Origin of the sequence: Lonepinella sp. MS14435 (assembly GCF_042485795.1) — a bacterium.
Lineage (GTDB): Bacteria > Pseudomonadota > Gammaproteobacteria > Enterobacterales > Pasteurellaceae > Lonepinella.
Map to the genome: position 1 here is coordinate 865,482 of NZ_CP169368.1, position 19,038 is coordinate 884,519.

At 38.2% G+C, this 19,038-nt stretch carries 16 protein-coding genes and 4 tRNA genes; 12 read left to right on the forward strand and 8 right to left on the reverse strand.

Annotation, left to right across the window (positions count from 1 at the left end):
* Nucleotide 1: 1 nt before the first annotated feature.
* Genes galK through O1Q80_RS04125 form a run of 4 tightly spaced genes read left to right on the forward strand, consistent with a single transcriptional unit; the run spans nucleotide 2 to nucleotide 4,562 of the window.
* On the forward strand, nucleotides 2-1,162 hold the full coding sequence (gene galK, locus O1Q80_RS04110) for a galactokinase (protein ID WP_386695847.1): 1,161 nt from the start codon (nucleotides 2-4) through the stop codon (nucleotides 1,160-1,162).
* Nucleotides 1,153-2,214: a galactose-1-epimerase gene (galM, locus tag O1Q80_RS04115; RefSeq protein ID WP_386695849.1), complete on the forward strand. Its 1,062-nt coding sequence runs from the start codon at nucleotides 1,153-1,155 to the stop codon at nucleotides 2,212-2,214. The genes galK and galM overlap by 10 nt, the downstream gene beginning before the upstream one ends.
* A gap of 2 nt (nucleotides 2,215-2,216) precedes the next feature.
* The gene (locus O1Q80_RS04120) at nucleotides 2,217-3,431 is read left to right on the forward strand and encodes an NAD(P)/FAD-dependent oxidoreductase (protein ID WP_386695851.1); all 1,215 of its coding nucleotides are present in this window, start codon (nucleotides 2,217-2,219) and stop codon (nucleotides 3,429-3,431) included.
* A 42-nt stretch (nucleotides 3,432-3,473) separates the two neighbouring features.
* Complete coding sequence (locus tag O1Q80_RS04125) at nucleotides 3,474-4,562, forward strand: 5-methyltetrahydropteroyltriglutamate--homocysteine S-methyltransferase (RefSeq protein ID WP_386695853.1); 1,089 nt, start codon at nucleotides 3,474-3,476, stop codon at nucleotides 4,560-4,562.
* Nucleotides 4,563-4,656: 94 nt separating this feature from the next.
* Here O1Q80_RS04125 and O1Q80_RS04130 read toward each other — a convergent pair whose 3' ends face one another.
* The 3 genes from O1Q80_RS04130 to O1Q80_RS04140 form a co-directional block, all read right to left on the reverse strand.
* Entirely contained in the window at nucleotides 4,657-5,037 is a 381-nt protein-coding gene (locus O1Q80_RS04130) for a type II toxin-antitoxin system VapC family toxin (protein WP_386695854.1), read from the reverse strand.
* Nucleotides 5,037-5,270, reverse strand: a complete 234-nt coding sequence (locus O1Q80_RS04135) for an antitoxin (RefSeq protein WP_386689638.1) — start codon at nucleotides 5,268-5,270, stop codon at nucleotides 5,037-5,039. The genes O1Q80_RS04130 and O1Q80_RS04135 overlap by 1 nt, the downstream gene beginning before the upstream one ends.
* 124 nt (nucleotides 5,271-5,394) lie before the next feature.
* Entirely contained in the window at nucleotides 5,395-5,802 is a 408-nt protein-coding gene (locus O1Q80_RS04140) for a hypothetical protein (RefSeq protein WP_386689641.1), read from the reverse strand.
* Between the two features lie 113 nt (nucleotides 5,803-5,915).
* On the opposite strand from O1Q80_RS04140, the gene O1Q80_RS04145 reads away from it, so the two are divergent.
* The 4 genes from O1Q80_RS04145 to dnaE all read left to right on the forward strand — a co-directional run bounded on the left by O1Q80_RS04145 (nucleotide 5,916) and on the right by dnaE (nucleotide 12,605).
* Nucleotides 5,916-6,092, forward strand: a complete 177-nt coding sequence (locus O1Q80_RS04145; protein ID WP_386695856.1) for a hypothetical protein — start codon at nucleotides 5,916-5,918, stop codon at nucleotides 6,090-6,092.
* A gap of 44 nt (nucleotides 6,093-6,136) precedes the next feature.
* Nucleotides 6,137-7,924 carry a class I SAM-dependent DNA methyltransferase gene (locus O1Q80_RS04150; RefSeq protein WP_386695858.1) on the forward strand — a complete coding sequence of 596 codons (1,788 nt, stop codon included), beginning with the start codon at nucleotides 6,137-6,139 and terminating at the stop codon, nucleotides 7,922-7,924.
* Nucleotides 7,917-8,984, forward strand: a complete 1,068-nt coding sequence (locus O1Q80_RS04155; RefSeq protein WP_386689649.1) for a restriction endonuclease subunit S — start codon at nucleotides 7,917-7,919, stop codon at nucleotides 8,982-8,984. The genes O1Q80_RS04150 and O1Q80_RS04155 overlap by 8 nt, the downstream gene beginning before the upstream one ends.
* Before the next feature lie 132 nt (nucleotides 8,985-9,116).
* Nucleotides 9,117-12,605 (forward strand): DNA polymerase III subunit alpha, encoded by a 3,489-nt coding sequence (gene dnaE / locus O1Q80_RS04160; protein ID WP_386695860.1) that lies wholly within the window; start codon nucleotides 9,117-9,119, stop codon nucleotides 12,603-12,605.
* A gap of 13 nt (nucleotides 12,606-12,618) precedes the next feature.
* Here the strand turns inward: dnaE and brnQ are convergent, their stop codons facing one another.
* The 5 genes from brnQ to O1Q80_RS04185 all read right to left on the reverse strand — a co-directional run bounded on the left by brnQ (nucleotide 12,619) and on the right by O1Q80_RS04185 (nucleotide 15,181).
* Nucleotides 12,619-13,908 carry a branched-chain amino acid transport system II carrier protein gene (gene brnQ / locus O1Q80_RS04165; RefSeq protein ID WP_386695861.1) on the reverse strand — a complete coding sequence of 430 codons (1,290 nt, stop codon included), beginning with the start codon at nucleotides 13,906-13,908 and terminating at the stop codon, nucleotides 12,619-12,621.
* Nucleotides 13,909-13,945: 37 nt separating this feature from the next.
* Nucleotides 13,946-14,734, reverse strand: coding sequence for a glycosyltransferase family 32 protein (locus tag O1Q80_RS04170; RefSeq protein ID WP_386695863.1), 789 nt, complete (start codon nucleotides 14,732-14,734; stop codon nucleotides 13,946-13,948).
* A gap of 105 nt (nucleotides 14,735-14,839) precedes the next feature.
* Nucleotides 14,840-14,915: transfer RNA gene (locus O1Q80_RS04175), tRNA-Val, on the reverse strand.
* Between the two features lie 47 nt (nucleotides 14,916-14,962).
* Nucleotides 14,963-15,038 (reverse strand) — tRNA-Val (locus tag O1Q80_RS04180).
* Between the two features lie 67 nt (nucleotides 15,039-15,105).
* Nucleotides 15,106-15,181: transfer RNA gene (locus tag O1Q80_RS04185), tRNA-Val, on the reverse strand.
* A 182-nt stretch (nucleotides 15,182-15,363) separates the two neighbouring features.
* Between O1Q80_RS04185 and gltX the strand changes: the two genes are divergently transcribed.
* The 4 genes from gltX to O1Q80_RS04205 all read left to right on the forward strand — a co-directional run bounded on the left by gltX (nucleotide 15,364) and on the right by O1Q80_RS04205 (nucleotide 19,027).
* The gene (gltX, locus tag O1Q80_RS04190; protein WP_386695865.1) at nucleotides 15,364-16,812 is read left to right on the forward strand and encodes a glutamate--tRNA ligase; all 1,449 of its coding nucleotides are present in this window, start codon (nucleotides 15,364-15,366) and stop codon (nucleotides 16,810-16,812) included.
* A gap of 48 nt (nucleotides 16,813-16,860) precedes the next feature.
* Nucleotides 16,861-16,936 (forward strand) — tRNA-Ala (locus O1Q80_RS04195).
* A gap of 191 nt (nucleotides 16,937-17,127) precedes the next feature.
* Nucleotides 17,128-18,339 carry a tyrosine-type recombinase/integrase gene (locus tag O1Q80_RS04200; protein WP_386695867.1) on the forward strand — a complete coding sequence of 404 codons (1,212 nt, stop codon included), beginning with the start codon at nucleotides 17,128-17,130 and terminating at the stop codon, nucleotides 18,337-18,339.
* A gap of 304 nt (nucleotides 18,340-18,643) precedes the next feature.
* Nucleotides 18,644-19,027: a Mor transcription activator family protein gene (locus tag O1Q80_RS04205; protein ID WP_386695869.1), complete on the forward strand. Its 384-nt coding sequence runs from the start codon at nucleotides 18,644-18,646 to the stop codon at nucleotides 19,025-19,027.
* Nucleotides 19,028-19,038 lie beyond the last annotated feature (11 nt).

The window sequence follows — 19,038 nt, forward strand, 5'->3', positions numbered from 1 at the left end:
CATGACCCCTTTACAACAAGCTAAACAATTATTTGAGCAAAAATTTCACCGCACTTCCGAATTAAATGTGTATGCTCCAGGGCGAGTGAACATTATCGGCGAACATACCGATTACAACGATGGTTTTGTGATGCCTTGTGCGATTAATTATGGTACGGCAGTGAGTGGAGCAAAACGTGATGATCATATTTTTAATGTCTATGCCGCCGATTTAGAGGATACCGATCAATTTTCATTAACCACCGAAATTACCCCAGTAGCTAACAAAAAATGGACGGGTTATGTACGTGGTGTGGTGAAGTTTATTCAGCAACATTGCCCTGATTTCAAGCAAGGGGCTGATTTAGTTATCACGGGTAATGTGCCGTTATCTGCGGGGCTAAGTTCTTCTGCTGCATTAGAAGTGGCTGTTGGAAAGTTCTGTCAGCAGCTTGGTGATTTACCTTTAACCAATACCCAAATTGCGTTAATCGGACAAATGGCAGAAAACAAATTTGTCGGGGCAAATTGTGGCAATATGGATCAGCTTATTTCAGCCTTAGGCGAACAAGGTCATTTACTGATGATCGATTGCCGTAGTCTTGAAACCGTTTCCGTACCAGTGCCAGAAAATATTGCGGTGATGATCGTGAATTCCCATGTTAAACATGATTTAGTCACGGGCGAATACAATACTCGCCGTCAGCAATGTGAACGAGCCGCTGAATTTTTCGGGGTGAAAGCCTTGCGAGATGTGTCGATTGAACAGTTTAAACAACGAGAAGCGGAACTCACCGCCTTTGATCAAGATACGGCAAAACGTGCCAGACATATTGTCACCGAAAATCAACGTGTGCTAGATGCAGTGCAAGCTCTAAATCAAGGGGATATTTCAACCTTAGGCAAATTAATGGTACAATCTCACGATTCCATGCGTGATGATTTTGAGATCACCACGCCTGAAATTGATTATTTAGTCGAATTAGCTCAAGTTGCTGTGGGTAACAGTGGCGGGGCAAGAATGACAGGTGGTGGTTTTGGTGGTTGTATTGTAGTAGTGGCTCCCGTGGAAAAAGTGGATGCTGTACGTCAACTGATTGCCGATAATTATCAAAAACAAACGGGTATTAAAGAAGATTTTTATGTGTGTACCGCATCACAAGGAGTAAACGTATGTGCGTAACGGTTCAAACCACAAATGTGGTTGCTCTCGACAATCAAGCATTACAATTAGTAACGCTAACCAATCAGCAGGGAATGCAAGTTCAATTTATTGACTGGGGAGCAACTTGGGTGTCTTGTATCGTGCCAGTAGGAAACGAAAAACGTGAAGTGTTATTGGGTTGTCAATTAGCAGATTATGCTAAACAAGGTGTTTATTTAGGGGCAACCATCGGGCGTTATGCCAACCGAATTGCCAATAGTCAATTTGAATATCAAGGTAAAACCATCAAATTAACCGCTAATCAAAATGAACACCAGTTACATGGTGGTTTAATTGGCTTTGATAAACAACGTTGGAAAATCGAGCAAACAGGCGAAAAGTGCGGTGAAAATTTTGTGATTTTTTCGTTAATTTCATCTGATGGTGAGCAAGGTTTTTTAGGCAAAGTCAAGGTGCAAACTATTTACCGCTTAACCGAAGATAATGCTTTACTCATTGAATTTAAAGCAGTTTCGGATAGAGATACACCATTAAGTTTAACCAATCATGCTTATTTTAATTTGAATAACGCTGAAAATGGTAGTGATATTCGTGAGCATTTTTTACAACTAAATGCTGAACAATTTTTACCTGTCGATAGCCAAGGTATTCCCAATGCTCCCTTAAAATCCGTCCAAAATAGCAGCTTTGATTTTCGCCAAGCAAAAGCTATTAAACAGGATTTTTTACAAGCTGAACAACAGCTCACCAAAGGTTATGACCACGCTTTTCTGTTAGATCAACAACGAGAAAAAACCTGTGCTATTTTAACTGCACCTGATCGATCTTTATGTTTAACCGTTAGCTCCAATCAACCTGCATTACAGGTTTACACGGGTAATTATCTCCAAGGCACGCCGACTCGTTCTGGTAGTGAATATACTGATTACACGGGAATTGCTCTTGAAACCCAAGCCTTACCAGATACCCCAAATCACCCAGAATGGTGGCAATATGGCGGAATGCTGAAAGCGGGGGAAGAATATCAGCGGTGGACAAGATTCCAGTTTGGGTGTAAGAGTCAAAAATAGTTATGAATAACCACCACCAAACCATCATCATCGGAGCAGGTGCCGCTGGTTTGTTTTGTGCCAGTTTAATCGGAAAGTGCGGTCAAAATGTGATGATTTTAGACAGCGGTAAAAAAATTGGTCGCAAGATTTTGATGTCGGGGGGTGGTTTTTGTAATTTTACGAATTTAGACGTTCGCCCGAGCCATTATTTGTCGCAAAATCCTCATTTTGTGAAATCTGCTTTGACAAGATTTACCCAATGGGATTTTATTGCTTTAGTAGTGGAACGTGGCATTGCCTATCACGAAAAAAACGATGGTCAGCTTTTTTGCGACAATTCGGCACAAGATATTGTAGATTTACTCGAAGATCGTTGCAAAAAGGCGAAAGTGAATATCCAGTTACGCCAGCAAATTGATAGCGTAGAACCCATAGAAAATGATCCGAACGTTCGCTTTAACGTGCGAGCTAACGGTATTGATTGGACGTGCCAAAATTTAGTGATTGCCACAGGGGGGCTTTCCATGCCTGCCTTAGGGGCATCGCCTTTTGGTTATAAAATTGCTGAACAATTTGCCATTCCCGTCATTCCGCCAAGAGCCAGCCTTGTACCCTTTACTTATTTAGAAAATGACAAAATTTTCACCGCACTTTCGGGTATTTCGCTTGATGTGAATGTGAGTGTTGGCAATCAAGCGTTTCGGGGCGATATGCTATTTACTCACCGTGGACTGTCAGGACCTGCTATTTTGCAGATTTCCAATTATTGGCAACCGAATGCAAGCATCAAGATTGATTTACTACCAAATCAGTCTATTGTTGATTTTATTATGGAACTCAAAGCAACCTCGCCAAATATGCTATTAAAAACAGCCTTAAGTCAGCTATTGCCTAAGCGATTAATCGATTTATGGATTGAATATCAACGCTTGGCTATCGGCAATAAAGCCCTTGCCCAACTCAGCAAAGTCGATTTTAACGTATTGAGCGAATTAATCCATCAATGGCAATTTCAACCCAATGGCACAGAGGGTTATCGTACGGCAGAAGTAACGTTAGGTGGGGTGGACACACAATTTATTTCCTCTAAAACCATGCAAGCAAATCATGTGCAAGGGCTGTATTTTATTGGCGAAGTGTTGGACGTAACAGGCTGGCTCGGCGGTTATAATTTCCAATGGGCGTGGAGTTCGGCTTATGCTTGTGCCTGTGCGATTGCGGAAAGTGAGATTTAGCGTTAAGCTATGATAGATTTTAATTTAACCACAGGACAGATTATGACAAACAAAACATTACCATTGCACGCCGATACCGTGGGATCTTATTTACGTTCAGATGCGTGGAAACAAGCTCACGCCGATTTTAAAGCAGGTAAAATTTCTCTTAAACAGCGTGATGAAATCGTTGAACAGGAAGTAAAAAAATTAGTGCAAGCTCAATTAGATGCAGGGATTCAAGTGGTCACGGACGGTGAATATCACCGTTCTTGGTGGCATATTGATTTCTTAGAAAATCTAAATGGCATTGAAGGCTATGTGCCAGAAAAAGCCTATGCGTTTAAAGGGGTGGCGGTGCGACCTTATAATACTCGCTGTTGTGGAAAAGTGTCTTGGAATGTCAATCACCCATTCTTAGCCCATTTCAAAAAATTTAACGCCATTGTGGGCGGTCGTGCGGTGGCAAAATTTACGATTCCGAGTCCGAACCAATTAATGTATCCCATTCAATGGGATCACGGCATTTATGCGACTCGTGAGGAATTTGCCAAAGACGTGCAACAAGCCTATAAAGATGCGATTCAAGCCTTTTATGATGCAGGTTGCCGTTATTTACAAATTGATGATGTGTATTGGGGATCCTTATGTAACAACCACGATCAACCGAGTTTTGCAGCAGATAAAGCCCAAGCGGTCGCTAATATTCAAGCGATTCTTGCGGATAAACCAGCAGATATGACGATTACTACCCACGTTTGCCGTGGCAACTATAAATCCTCTTATTTATTAACAGGGGCGTACGATCCGATAGCCGATGGTTTATTCGCTCAAACCAATTATGATGGTTATTTCTTAGAATATGATGACGAACGTTCAGGCGGTTTTGAACCGTTAAAACACTTCGCAGGTAATAAAGGGCGTGTGGTGTTAGGCTTGATTAGCTCAAAATTCCCAGAGCTAGAAGATAAAGCTCAAATCAAAGCTCGCATTGCGGAAGCCGCAAAATATGTGCCATTGGAGCAACTTTGCTTAAGCCCACAATGTGGTTTTGCATCGACCGAAGAAGGTAACGTGATGACCGAAGCACAGCAATGGGCGAAAGTGCGACATGTGGAAGATATTGCGAGAGAGGTTTGGGGGGAGGATTAGTTCTTCGATCTGCTTTTCTTGAAAATACAAAAAATAGCCTATTTATTAGGCTATTTTATTTCACCCTAAGAAAAATGGAGATGGAATACGGCTTTTAATTCATGGTTACCCAATTTTCTAATTTCACATTAAAATGTTCAAAATCTTGGGTATTATTACTAACCAAAACGACATCAAGGCTTTTGGCATGAGCAGCAATCAACGTGTCAAATTTGGGTTTATGTGGATAATCTTTAAGAATTTTAGCAAAACATACTGCGGCTTTTTCATCAAAATCGACCACTGGTACTAAAGCTCGTAACTTATCAAAAACAGATTTGGGTTGATATACATCGCAACCACGCAACAGTTCTGCCCACGTGATACTACTAATCCCGACATCGTCCACCTTACAAGCAGTAAATTTATCAATAACTGACTGGGGTTGATGTTTGAGCAAATAAATGCAGATATTGGTATCAAGTAAAAATTTCATTACCAATTTCGCTCCGTTTCATCTAATTCAATGCGTTCAAATTCACCCATTTGTTTCCCAATTTGAGCAAAAATTTCAGGTACAGCAGATAAATTTTCTACAGGTCGTATTGTGATAACACCGTTGTGTTTGGTTAAAATTAACGGCGTATTGTCGGGATAAGCGAAGTCTTTGGGTAAACGAATCGCTTGGCTATTACCAGCAACAAAAGGCTTTGTTTGGATAGTCGGCATAACTTATTCCTTAATAATTATTCAAGAATGTAATTACATAAAGTGATTACATTATAATCCCTGTTGCATAGGTTTTTCAAGCGGTGCAAAAATTTTTACTAAAATTAGAGCTAAATAGATCGCTTTACTTTGCCCGATAGGCTTTGTGCATTGCCATAATCACTTCACGTACGGCTTTTTTTTGTTCGGAAGGCAGGTTGGTGAAAATTCGGAATAAATAATCATCTTTGTAACTTGCTGCGGACTGTTCGAAATAGGGATCTTTAATGCTTATTTTTTGCTCAACCTTTTGTACAATTTCAGGCTCAACTAGTTCGCTTAAATCAACTTCGAGCCATTCGCCTAATGTACGTAACCGATCAAATTCAGGCAAAGCTTCACCACGAAGCCAACGAGCAACCCCGTGCCAACTAATTTCTTTTCCAAAATGACGGCGATTAAGTTCGTCTCTAATCACTCTTGCCTTTGGTTCATAGCCTTTTGCAATCAAAGTATTTTTTAAATTTTGAGCAAATTGTTCATATTTCTTCATAGTATGAAACTATAAAGTGAACACTCAAACTTGAAAAAAGTAAATGTAATTTTGACATAAAGTTACGTAATTGATAGGATCAATTACATATATTAGTTACATTTTTTGCTGAAATGACCCAACAAATCAAATCCCACCAGCGTGTCGCCGATCACGGTGAAGTATTTATTCGTCCGCAAGAAGTCAATGCCATGATTGATATGGTGATGCGTGTCAAAGGCTTGCCAATCAGTAATGCAATATTGTTAGGAATAAAAAATATAAATCGAAACTACGTAAAAATAAGTTAACTCATTAAATATCTTGTAATTCTTGTATAAATTGGAGATCTAGAGTGTCAATTTTTAAAACTGAGGACGAAGTAAGAGATAGTGCAAAAATCATCTTACAATTTGATAAAAAAGAAAAGAATGTACAGCAAGGCACAGGTCAGATTACCACGTTTAATCAATTAGGTTTTAAAGGGTTTAACGATAAACCTGATGGTTGGTATTTACCTGATAGTACATTTGATGTCGCCATTATTCTTGAAACAAAATCCGAAGATAAGGATATTACCAAACAAGAATTTATTGATGAACTATTTAAAAATATTGATATTATCAGTTCAAAATATAATAAGACGATTGGTATTTTATACAATGGTCAAGATATTGCCATTTATAAGAATAAACAATTAATTAAGGCAGCAAAAACACTACAACCTAAACAATATTATCTGGATTTATTTAAGGATAATAATATTGATAAGAACAAAATATATTCTTTAACCAAAAGAATTAATGATCTCTTACATTTTAAATTCGGCATCAAAAATTTATATCACCGTATGATTTTTACTGCTTCAGCATTGGTAGTAGAACGCTTTGGAGGTAATTTAGAAGCCATCAAGAATAATGGGTTTAGACCATTTAGAAATAAAATATATGATACGCTTGCCAAATCGTTAGAAGAACACAGACAACAGAATTTAAAAATTGATATTTTGTTAGAAGTTTACAGTGAAATTAGAATGAATGTTGTTGAAAATCAAGATGATATTAATGAATTTATTGATGGCATCATTGGTATTTCTCACTCGGTTAATTCTGATAACTGGAATGGTGAAGATGTGATGGGGATTTTCTTTAACGAATTTAATCGTTATAAAAAGAAATCTGAAAGTGGACAAGTATTTACTCCAGAGCATATCTCATCTTTTATGTATGATTTGTTAGAGGTAAGTTATGCAGATAATGTATTAGATGCCACTTGTGGTAGTGGTTCTTTTTTGGTCAAAACAATGGCAAATATGCTTCAAGAAGTAGGCGGAAACAATACCAAAGAAGCAGAAAATATTAAACAAAATAAATTATTTGGTATTGAGTTTGATCGTGAAATTTTTGCCCTTGCCTGTGCCAATATGCTTATTCACAAAGATGGCAAAACCAACCTAGAACACTTAGACACAAGAGAAGCCAAAGCCTGTGAATGGATAAAATCCAAACCGATTACCAAAGTATTGATGAATCCCCCTTATGAACGAAAATATGGCTGTAAAAAAATTGTGGAAAATGTACTAAACAATGTTTCTGTTGGTACAAAATGTGCATTTATCTTACCTGATAAAAAACTAGAAAAAGATAAAATGCACAGCCTGTTAAAAAAACACACATTAGAAATGATTATTAAGCTCCCTGAAAATCTTTTTGATGCGGGGATTACCACGAGTATTTTTGTATTTGAAGCAGGTAAGCCACAAAAGGATAAAAAAGTATTTGCTTGCTACATGGAAGATGACGGTTTGGAACGAGTCAAAAATCAAGGTCGTCACGACATTAAAAACCGTTGGTCGGATATTGAACGTTACTGGCTAGATGTAGTGACAAGAAAGGTTGACGAACAGTATCAAACACATCAATGGCTTGATCCAAAAGAACATTTGTCTTACCAAAAACCACAACAAGAATTTGAAATTTATGAAGAAGATTTTAAAAAGGTGGTTTTGGATTATATATTTTTTGAAAATAAAATTGATGTTAAAGAATTTAATGATAAGTTGCTCAATAGCGTCTTATATCAAGCCGAAATTAGTGATGATAAGTTAGTTTTAGATTTACAAAGGGGAAATGATGATGAATAAATTGAATATTGCAGAATGGAAAGAATATTCTATTGATGAATTATTTATTATTAAAAGACCAGTAAGCAGAACAATTAAACAGTACGATACTGGCTCTATTCCTTTTGTATCATCAGGAAATTTTAATAATGGCATAGATAAATTCGTAACGCCTATGGATAATGAAATATTGGACAAGGGGAACTGTATTACTATTAGCCCTGTTGATGGTAGTTGTTTTTATCAAGCTGTTGATTTTCTAGGTCGGGGTGGCGGTGGCAGTTCAATTATTTTGTTATATAATGAAAATATCAATGAAAAGAATGGGTTGTTTATTAGTGCCGTTATTGGTAAAACATTAAGTAGATTTTATCAATATAATGATATGGGAAGTTCTGCTTCCATTAAAAAAGAAAAAATTAAACTCCCTGTCAAAAATGATATTCCTGATTGGGATTATATGAATAATTTTATTGAAAATATCTATAAGAAAGAAATAGATAATCAATATCATATAACTGGATATATAGAAAAATCTCAAACAAGAGAGATAGATTTGAAACAGTGGAGAGCATTCTGTATAGGGGATTTATTTGAAATTAAAAAAGCTGACGTTATTCATTCAAGAGGTGTTACAGAATATGGTTCAGATGATTTGGATAAGTTACATAAAATCAGTGTTCCCTATATTGTTAGGACAAAATTTAATAACGGTATAAAATGTAGAGTAATCAAAACAGATACTATGCAACCAGCACCATCAGGCGTTATCTCATTTGGAGCAGAAAATACTACTTTCTTTTATCAACAAGAAGAATTTGTATCTGGTAGAGATATTTATTATTTGGATACAAGAAATTATTCTAAAAAGATATGTTTATTTTTAATTTCATGTTTACAACCAATCGCACAGAAATATTCATATAATTATGGACTGTTTCCAGATTTATTAAAAAAAGAAATGATAAAGTTGCCTATTGATATTGATGGTAATCCTGACTGGGAATACATGGAGCAATTCATTGATAATCTTTATGATAAAGAACGAGAAAAAATTAAGGTAATTTTATCAATACATTAGATAGACTAAAAGAACAAAAAAGTCCTAGGTAAGCAGGTGCAAGATAACGCGATTAATTTGTCGCTCGGTATTTTTATTTTCCCCAAAATTAACGTAAAATAGACCGCACTTTTATCATTACAAGGATAACCCATGTCAACCCCATGTTCTGAGCCACGTTTTGTTCATCTTCGTACCCATAGCGATTTTTCGATGATTGACGGTATTGCCAAAGTGAAGCCTTTGGTGAAAGCCTGTGTTGCTGAAAATATGGTGGCGATGGCGTTGACGGATTTTGCTAATTTTTGTGGGTTGGTGAAATTTTATGGCGAGGCGTTAGGGGCGGGGGTTAAGCCGATTATTGGGGCGGATGTGTTGGTGAGAAGTGAGCTTTGTGGCGATGAATACTTTGAATTAACTTTGTTGGCTAAAAACAATGATGGCTATAAAAATATTACTCTTTTATTATCAAAGGCTTATCAGCGTGGTTATGATGATTTGCCTTATATTGATCAAGCATGGTTGACCGAACATAATGACGGTGTGATTGTGCTGTCGGGTGGTCGCAAGGGTGATATTGGCTTGAAATTATTGAAAGATAATCAAGCCGATGTGGAAAGTGCGGTGAAATTTTATCAACAATTTTTCCCGAACCATTTTTATTTAAGTCTGGCTCGCACAGGGCATAATGAAGAAGAACGCTATATTCGTGCTGCGTTAGATTTAGCTCGGCAATATCAGTTGCCTGTGGTTGCCGTGAATGATGTGTGCTTTTTAAAAGCAGATGATTTTGAAGCACACGAAATTCGGGTGGCGATTCATGACGGTTATACCTTGGACGATCCGAAACGCCCCAAACTTTATACTCATCAACAATATTTCCGTTCTGAACAGGAAATGTGCGAGCTGTTTGCAGATATTCCCTCTGCGTTGGAAAATACCTTACTCATTGCACAACGCTGTAATGTCACCATTCGATTAGGCGAATATTTTTTACCGCAGTTTCCAACGGGCGAGTTGAGTACAGAAGATTTTTTGGTGAAAAAAGCCAAAGAGGGATTGGAAGAACGGCTGGCATTTTTGTTTCCTGATGAAAAGGTGCGGTTGGAAAAACGTCCAAAATATGATGAACGCTTGCAGGTGGAACTGGACGTAATTAACCAAATGGGCTTCCCTGGCTATTTCTTAATCGTGATGGAATTTATTCAGTGGTCGAAAGATAACGGTATTCCAGTTGGACCAGGGCGTGGTTCAGGGGCAGGATCCTTGGTGGCGTATGCGTTAAAAATCACTGATCTTGATCCACTGGCGTTTGATTTGCTGTTTGAACGTTTTTTAAATCCTGAACGGGTGTCGATGCCTGACTTTGACGTGGATTTTTGTATGGACGGGCGAGATCGGGTGATTGATCACGTGGCAGAAATGTACGGACGTGGGGCGGTGTCGCAGATTATTACCTTTGGTACGATGGCGGCAAAAGCGGTCATTCGTGATGTGGGGCGAGTGTTGGGACACCCTTACGGTTTCGTGGATCGCATTTCCAAATTAGTGCCACCCGATCCCGGTATGACCCTTGCGAAAGCCTTTGAAGCCGAACCGAAATTGCCCGAAATTTATGAGGCGGACGAGGAAGTCAAAGCCTTAATTGATATGGCTCGCAAGCTCGAGGGCGTGACCCGCAATGCAGGTAAGCACGCAGGTGGCGTAGTGATTTCACCGACCTTGATTACCGATTTTTCACCGTTGTATTGCGACAGTGAGGGTTTGCACCCCGTCACCCATTTTGATAAAAATGATGTGGAATATGCGGGGCTGGTGAAATTCGACTTTTTAGGCTTACGCACACTGACCATTATTAAATGGGCATTGGATATGATTAATGCTCGTATGGCAAAAGAGAATAAACCGCCAGTCCGCATTGAAAGTATTCCACTTGATGATCCTGATGCGTTTAAAATTTTGTTGGCGGCGGAAACCACGGCGGTGTTCCAGTTGGAATCTCGCGGTATGAAAGATTTGATTAAACGCCTGCAACCTGACTGTTTTGAAGATATTATTGCGTTGGTGGCATTGTTCCGTCCCGGTCCGTTGGAATCAGGCATGGTGCAAAATTTTATTGACCGTAAACACGGGCGAGAAGAAGTGTCTTATCCAGATTCGCAATACCAACACGATTGCCTTAAACCTATTTTAGAACCCACTTACGGCGTTATCGTCTATCAAGAACAGGTCATGCAAATCGCACAAGCCTTGGCAGGTTATACGCTGGGTGGTGCAGATTTATTACGCCGAGCCATGGGGAAGAAAAAGCCCGAAGAAATGGCAAAACAGCGTTCGGTGTTTGAAGCTGGGGCGATTAAAAACGGCGTAGATGGCGAGTTGGCGATGAAAATTTTCGACTTGGTGGAAAAATTTGCTGGCTATGGGTTTAATAAATCGCACTCGGCAGCCTATGCGTTGGTGTCCTATCAAACCTTATGGCTAAAAGCTCATTTTCCTGCTGAATTTATGGCGGCGGTGATGACCTCAGAAATGGATAACACCGATAAAATCGTGGGGTTGTATGATGAATGTTTACGTATGGGGTTAAAAGTGACACCGCCAGATATTAATACGGGTAAGCATCATTTTAGTGTCAATGAACAGGGCGAAATTGTTTATGGTATTGGGGCGATTAAAGGGGTTGGAGAAGCCCCGATTGATGCCTTAGTTTCAGCTCGAGAAAAAGGCGGTATTTTCAAAGATCTATTTGATTTATGTGCCAGAGTGGATCTCAAGCAAGTTAATCGCCGTACCTTTGAAAGCCTGATTAAATCAGGGGCATTTGATAAATTAGGACCTCACCGTGCGGCACTTGCCAAAAATTTAGAAGATGCACTGCAATCATCAAATCAGTTTGCCAAAGATGAAGAAATTGGGCAAGCGGATATGTTTGGTGTATTAACCGAAAGCCATGAAGACGTAGAACGTAAATATGCTAACACCCCACCTTGGACAGAAAAACAGATTTTAGATGGTGAGCGAGAAACCTTAGGACTGTATTTAACCAGCCACCCGATTAGTCGTTATTTAAAAGAACTTGGGCATTATTGTCGTCATCGTTTAAAAGATCTGGTACCAAATCAACGTGGGGCAGTGAGTACGGCTTGTGGTTTAATTATATCTTCTCGTTTTGCGGTAACGAAAAAAGGGAATCGACTCGGTATTGCCACCCTTGATGATCGCTCAGGTAAATTGGATATTACCTTATTTTCTGATACGTTAGAAAAATACGGTGAGCATTTACAACCAGATAATATTGTCATTGTATCAGGGCAAGTGAGTGAAGATGAATATACCCAAGGGCTACGAATGTCGGTGCGTGAATTAATGAGCCTTGATGAAGCTCGCAGCCGTTATGTAAAAAGTCTTGCCATTATTTTAAAACCTGAACAAATTACACCGCAGTTTGTTAAGCAATTTAAAACGGTGATCGAACCTTATAGTGGTGGCACGATCCCGATTCATATTTATTATGATAGTCCGCTGGGGAGAGCGTTGCTTAAATTAGGTGTGCAATGGCGTATTCAACCTAATGATGACTTATTAACTGCATTAGTGGAAATGCTGGGGCAAAGTTCGGTGGAGTTAGAGTTTGGCTAGAAATTAATCGAAGCTATAGCTTTCTGCTTAATATCGTATCCAATATATATCCAATCACAAAACCTACAATCGAAAAAATTACCCATTCCATTGAATAAGTTTTCAATGGTAATTGTGTTGTAAAGCTAAGTTCTAAGACCGAGCAAAATGAAATAATGGCAACTAAGCCGATAGACCAGCGTTGAGCGAGTAAAGGCAGTTTTATGAAAATATTTATTGCCATTAATAAAATCACGGTGATAGCAATCGGATATAGTACTAATAACACAGGGACTGATTTACTCAGAACGGCATTTAATCCTTGGTTAGCAATAATAAAGCTAATCAGCGTGAAGAATAACGCATAAATTTTGTAAGAGATTTTATGGTAAATTTCATAAAAATATTCACTGACGGATACAATTAAGCCGATAGAAGTGGTTAAACAAGCAAGGGTAACAATAATACCTAAAATAATGCGACCTAGTTCACCAAAGGTTTGCTGGGCGATATTGTTGAGTAGATAGGTTCCCATATCGAGATTTCTTGCTTGCACATAAGCTAAGGTTTGTTCACTGAGATGGGATTTACTACCAATCCAAGCTAATGAAAAATAAATAAAAGCTAATGCCGTAGCGGCAATAATCCCTGCGTAGATGGTTTGTTGAGCAAGTTGTTTTTGATTGACACCTTTTGATTTAATGGCAGAGATAACGATCATTGAGAACGCCACAGAAGCCAAAGCATCCATCGTTAAATAGCCCGAAACAAAACCTTTAAAAAACATCGGTTCAGTAGTGGTGGCAGGTACATAATCTATATCAGATAAGGCTAAAACTGCTTTAATAACAAGAGCAGCAATGGATATTAGTAGGGCGGGAGTTAAAATAGAGCCAACACGTTCAACCATTTTGGACGGACTTAATGCTAACCATAGGGATAAAATAAAAAAAAGTGCGGTGAAAATAAGTTGTGGAATTTGTGTTTCACCTTGTAAAAAAGGCTGGATAGCAATTTCAAATGAAGTTGCCGCCGTACGTGGAATGGCTAAAAAAGGACCAATACTAAGATAAATCGCACTCAAAAAAAGCAAGGAAAACCAAGGGTGTATCTGCTTGAGTGCTTTGTTATACCCCCCAGCATAAAATGCACTGACAATAATGCCTAATAGAGGTAATCCAACCCCTGTAACAATAAAACCTAAAGCACCAAACCAAATATGTTCACCACTTTCTAAACCTAACTTTGGGGGAAAAATTAAATTGCCAGCACCAAAAAAGATAGCAAAAAGCATAAAGCCGACAATAAAGGTGTTTTTGTTCATTACCAATCCTTAGTAAATTTTTTTATTATAGATATTTTTATTTGAGTAAATTCTCATTTTTAGTGTGGTTCCATTTACCCAATTTTTTATCCATATATTGGAAATATTCATTAGAAAATGTTCCTTGAGCACAGGTAATCTTATCTCGTCTGGTGTTAACTGTTTTACCTTCTAATGCTTGATTTAGGCAAGTTGGACCCGTTAAAGAAAATACACCACCGTCAGTTCTCCGTTGTTCAATATTATTAATAATGATGTTTAAAGTATTTTTCAAAAAAGGATTACCTTTTTCACTCGCCATAAAAAAATTGGTGTATTTGTCACGGCGAGTGATTAAAACTTCGCTATCTGTTTCATCAATAATATTAGCTAAGTTCCAGACCAAATGACCATCAATATCCATATATACACCACCTTCATTATATAGCGTAAAGATTCGCCAAAAATCGGCTTGAGCGGCACCATCCGTTAGTTTGCTATAAGCATTGAAAGTTCGTTCATCGGCGTGAGTTTTGATATATTCTTCTCGAGCTTCGGTACTCACATAACGATAATCATAATCACGAGAAAGTAAACGATTTACCAGATAATTACAATAAATGGGCAAAGTAACTTGATTGCTGTAGTTCGTTTGCCAAATAGTGCGGTTAATTTTTTGTAAATTTTTAGCATGAATTTTAGCAGGGCTAAATTCTGGAATAGTAAATCGCTTTTTAGGAAAGATAAAATGGAATGGATAGCTCAATATTTTTACAACATTGCCAGTTAAACGAAGTAAGCCATTTGTTATTACAATTAGATTTTCATTTTTCACGGGTTTATTCATTGGAAATTACCATAAAATATAACATAGGGCATACTTTATCATTTTATACAAAAATAATAAAATTATTCTCATTAACATATTGTAAATTATATTTAGTAAAGAAAGTGGTGGGCGATACCGGTCTCGAACCAGTGACCCCCTCCTTGTAAGGGAGGTGCTCTCCCAACTGAGCTAATCGCCCTACGATAACAGCTATATAAAGTCTGTTTGTAGATTGGTTTGTTTAAGTGGTGGGCGATACCGGTCTCGAACCAGTGACCCCCTCCTTGTAAGGGAGGTGCTCTCCCAACTGAGCTAATCGCCCACTTAAACAACAGGAGAACACATAAACGAAAGCAAGGTACTAATCACTATTTTAAGTAGTTGAAAAGTGGTGGGCGATACCGGTCTCGAACCAGTGACCCCCTCCTTGTAAGGGAGGTGCTCTCCCAACTGAGCTAATCGCCCTCGCTTCGCTGTTTGCGTTGTGGATTGCATTATAAGTATTCTTGAATTTCAGTCAATCTATTTATGCAAAAAATGGTTTAATTGTCTTAAAAATAGCCATAAAACCAAAAATTCAGTTAAGCAAAATCAGAAAAGAAGGTACAATAGTCCGCAAATTTTATAAGAATAAGAAAGGTCAACAAATGAAGATTGAAAATTTATTTCCTTTAGATCCTAATGTAAAAGTTCGTACTCGTTTTGCACCCAGTCCAACAGGCTATTTACATGTAGGCGGGGCGAGAACAGCACTTTATTCATGGTTATATGCTAAACATAATGACGGTGAATTTGTGTTACGTATTGAAGATACCGATTTAGAACGTTCAACCCCAGAGGCAACACAAGCTATTTTAGAGGGGATGGAATGGTTAAATTTAGCTTGGGATCATGGTCCTTACTTCCAAACTAAACGTTTTGACCGTTACAATCAAGTGATTGATCAGATGTTAGAAGAGGGGACGGCTTACCGTTGTTATTGTTCAAAAGAACGTTTAGATGAATTACGTACTCAGCAAGAAAACAACAAAGAAAAGGCAAAGTATGATCGCCATTGTTTGCATGATCATAGCCATTCCCCTGATGAACCGCATGTGATTCGTTTTAAAAATCCACAAGAGGGGTCAGTGATTTTTGATGATGCGGTGCGTGGTCGTATTGAAATTAGTAATAGCGAGTTAGACGACTTGATTATTCGCCGCACAGACGGTTCACCAACTTATAATTTCTGTGTAGTAGTCGATGACTGGGATATGGGAATTACCCACGTAGTTCGTGGTGAAGATCATATTAACAATACACCACGTCAAATTAATATCTTAAAAGCCTTAAATGCCCCCGTGCCGACCTATGCTCATGTTTCCATGATTAATGGTGATGACGGTCAAAAATTGTCTAAACGTCATGGTGCGGTGAGTGTGATGCAATATCGTGATGATGGCTATTTACCCGAAGCATTAATTAACTATTTAGTGCGTTTAGGTTGGGGACATGGTGATCAAGAAATTTTTTCACGTGAAGAAATGATCGAATTATTCGATCTTCATTCGGTCAGTAAATCCGCTAGTGCTTTTAATACAGAAAAATTGCAATGGTTAAATCAGCATTATATTCGTAGTTTAGATCCTAATTATGTGGCAAAACATCTTGCATGGCACATGAAAGATCAAGGTATTCCTTATGAAAATGGCGTAGCCTTAGCCGAGCTTGTTCCTGTATTAGGTGAGCGGGCGAAAACGTTAAAAGAATTAGCCGCACAAAGTCGTTATTTTTATCAAGAATTTGACAGCTATGATGAAAAAGCAGTGGCAAAAAACTTTAAACCAGAAGCGATTGTGCCGTTAACAAAATTATTGGAAAAATTAACCGCACTTTCTATTCCAGAGGATTGGACAGTGGAAAATATCCATCAAGCAATGAATGACACTGCAACAGAATTAGACATCGGTATGGGTAAAGTGGGTATGCCATTCCGTTTAGCGGTCACTGGTTCAGGGCAGTCACCGTCGATGGATATTACAGCAAAACTTGTTGGAAAAGACCGCACTTTAGCCAGAATTCAAAAAGCGATTGAATTTATTCAAAATAAAGGTTAATTTTCTATTGACATAACACGTGGCGGAATTTATCATAACGCCACTTTCGGGGATATAGCTCAGTTGGGAGAGCGCTTGAATGGCATTCAAGAGGTCGTCGGTTCGATCCCGATTATCTCCACCAAATCAATAATGCACGGTAACGCACCGTAACGCATAGCAATTCAATAAGCCTTATTTTATAAGGCTTTTTTAATGTCTGAATAACGCATAGTAACGCATGGTAACGCATAGTAACCGCAAATTTTTGTACCAAAAGAAGTACCAAAGCATTATACTAGGTAAAATCTTTGGTACTAAAACAGGGGCTAATCTATGCCGAAATTATCGCAACCGCTAACATCTACACAGGTAGAAAGGGCTAAATATTCCCAGAATGGCAAGAATGAATTAAACGACGGGAACGGCTTATATTTGCATTTAATAGCTAACGGGTCGAAAGTATGGCGATTTAGATATAATCAACCCGAAACAGGAAAGCGAACAAAGCTCACTATCGGAAATTATCCAGCCGTTACACTGGCACAAGCACGGGTAAAGCGTGAAAAATTTTTATCTTTATTAGCACAAGAGATTGACCCACAAGCCTATAACGAACAAATAAAGCTAGAACGTACACAAAGCAATAGCCGTACATTGTTAGCCATTGCCGAGCAATGGAAAGACAAGAAGCAAGCAGAAATTGAGCCGAAAACCCTTGATAAATATTGGCGAAGTTTAGAGCTACACATATTTCCGTTTATTGGGGCTTATCCAATAGATCAGATAGTACCAACGCTAATCACACCGCCGATTAAACGAGTAGAAGAGCGTAACAATTTTGATATGGCTCAACGGCTTACCAATTACATCAACGATATTTTAAATTTTGCCGTGAATAGCGGTTTAATTGCGTTTAATCCTTGCTTAAAGGTTGGCAAGGTATTCAAGCGAGCAACCAAGCAGAACAACCCACATATAACAAGCGAAGAAATACCGCAACTATTGGCAGATATTGCGAAAGCCAATATTGAGCCAATGACCCGAACGCTAATTCATTTCCAACTTTTAACAATGGTTAGACCGAGCGAAGCAAGTCAAGCAGAATGGGCGGAAATTGATTTTAAAAAACGTCTATGGACGATACCAGCCGAGCGAATGAAAGCGAGAGAACCGCACGCTATACCGCTATCAATGCAAGCTATCAACCTATTAAAACAGTTACAGCCAATCACAGGGCGGTTTAAGTATTTATTCCCGAAACGGGGCTATAACAACGCCCCGATGTCTTCCGCCAGCGTTAATGCTGCATTAAAAAGAATGGGCTACCAAAGCAAGCAGACCGCACACGGTTTACGGGGACTTGCTAGAACCTATTTAGCAGAACAGAATATCACGCACGAACACGCCGAAGCCTGTTTAGCTCACAAGACGGGCGGTAATGTTAGCCTTGCATATAACCATGCCACCTATCTGGAACAGAGAAAAACCATTATGCAATTATGGGGAGATTTTATAGAACGATGTTCAACAATAAAGACAATTTAACATTTACACTATTAACAGGGCGAATATTCGCTCTTTTTTTTGCATTTTTTTCCCTATTTTTTTGTTTTGGAGTTTTTTAAAAATTAATTCACTTATTCACTTATTTATATATTTTCTTTATTAACTGATTGAAAAATAAAATAAAAAAGTAAGTGAAAAAGTAAGTGAATTTTAAGTGATTAAGTGAATTAAAAGAGGCTTTTTTAACTTTTTTACCGTCTTTTGTGTGATAAACCACAGACTCAAAAGAAAGGGAAATAGCTTTATATTGTTTGTTATTCATCAATCATAAAGGAATAGCATAATGACACCGACACAAGACACCTGCAAATTAGAAAATATCCCACAAAGCGAAACCAATAATAAATGGCCTGATTTACTTGTAGAAATTATAGATGTTTTTGCAAAAGAATTTGAGAAGCAAGGCGAAGACGCACAAAAGGCACGCACACAAGCCAACCATTTTACTTTTACATTAGCCGAATATTTTGGTGGGCGTTCTTTTTATTTGCCGTCAGGTACACGATTAAAAGCAACGGTAAGAGCTTATACTATCTTCAAAGAATTTAACGGGAATAACATTAAAGAATTAGTTAAAAAATATCATTTAAGTGAAAGCCATATTTACAATATTTTACGCATTCAGCGAAAAAAACAAAAAGAGCGTAATAACAAAAAATATCAATAATGGTGGACGTT

What these genes read in the sequence shown, in the direction of transcription:
- galK (WP_386695847.1), top strand. Translation starts at nt 2, where the DNA reads ATGACCCCTTTACAACAAGCTAAACAATTATTTGAGCAAAAATTTCAC.
- galM (WP_386695849.1), top strand. Translation starts at nt 1,153, where the DNA reads ATGTGCGTAACGGTTCAAACCACAAATGTGGTTGCTCTCGACAATCAA.
- O1Q80_RS04120 (WP_386695851.1), top strand. Translation starts at nt 2,217, where the DNA reads ATGAATAACCACCACCAAACCATCATCATCGGAGCAGGTGCCGCTGGT.
- O1Q80_RS04125 (WP_386695853.1), top strand. Translation starts at nt 3,474, where the DNA reads ATGACAAACAAAACATTACCATTGCACGCCGATACCGTGGGATCTTAT.
- O1Q80_RS04130 (WP_386695854.1), bottom strand. Translation starts at nt 5,037, where the DNA reads ATGAAATTTTTACTTGATACCAATATCTGCATTTATTTGCTCAAACAT.
- O1Q80_RS04135 (WP_386689638.1), bottom strand. Translation starts at nt 5,270, where the DNA reads ATGCCGACTATCCAAACAAAGCCTTTTGTTGCTGGTAATAGCCAAGCG.
- O1Q80_RS04140 (WP_386689641.1), bottom strand. Translation starts at nt 5,802, where the DNA reads ATGAAGAAATATGAACAATTTGCTCAAAATTTAAAAAATACTTTGATT.
- O1Q80_RS04145 (WP_386695856.1), top strand. Translation starts at nt 5,916, where the DNA reads ATGACCCAACAAATCAAATCCCACCAGCGTGTCGCCGATCACGGTGAA.
- O1Q80_RS04155 (WP_386689649.1), top strand. Translation starts at nt 7,917, where the DNA reads ATGAATAAATTGAATATTGCAGAATGGAAAGAATATTCTATTGATGAA.
- dnaE (WP_386695860.1), top strand. Translation starts at nt 9,117, where the DNA reads ATGTCAACCCCATGTTCTGAGCCACGTTTTGTTCATCTTCGTACCCAT.
- brnQ (WP_386695861.1), bottom strand. Translation starts at nt 13,908, where the DNA reads ATGAACAAAAACACCTTTATTGTCGGCTTTATGCTTTTTGCTATCTTT.
- O1Q80_RS04170 (WP_386695863.1), bottom strand. Translation starts at nt 14,734, where the DNA reads ATGAATAAACCCGTGAAAAATGAAAATCTAATTGTAATAACAAATGGC.
- gltX (WP_386695865.1), top strand. Translation starts at nt 15,364, where the DNA reads ATGAAGATTGAAAATTTATTTCCTTTAGATCCTAATGTAAAAGTTCGT.
- O1Q80_RS04200 (WP_386695867.1), top strand. Translation starts at nt 17,128, where the DNA reads ATGCCGAAATTATCGCAACCGCTAACATCTACACAGGTAGAAAGGGCT.
- O1Q80_RS04205 (WP_386695869.1), top strand. Translation starts at nt 18,644, where the DNA reads ATGACACCGACACAAGACACCTGCAAATTAGAAAATATCCCACAAAGC.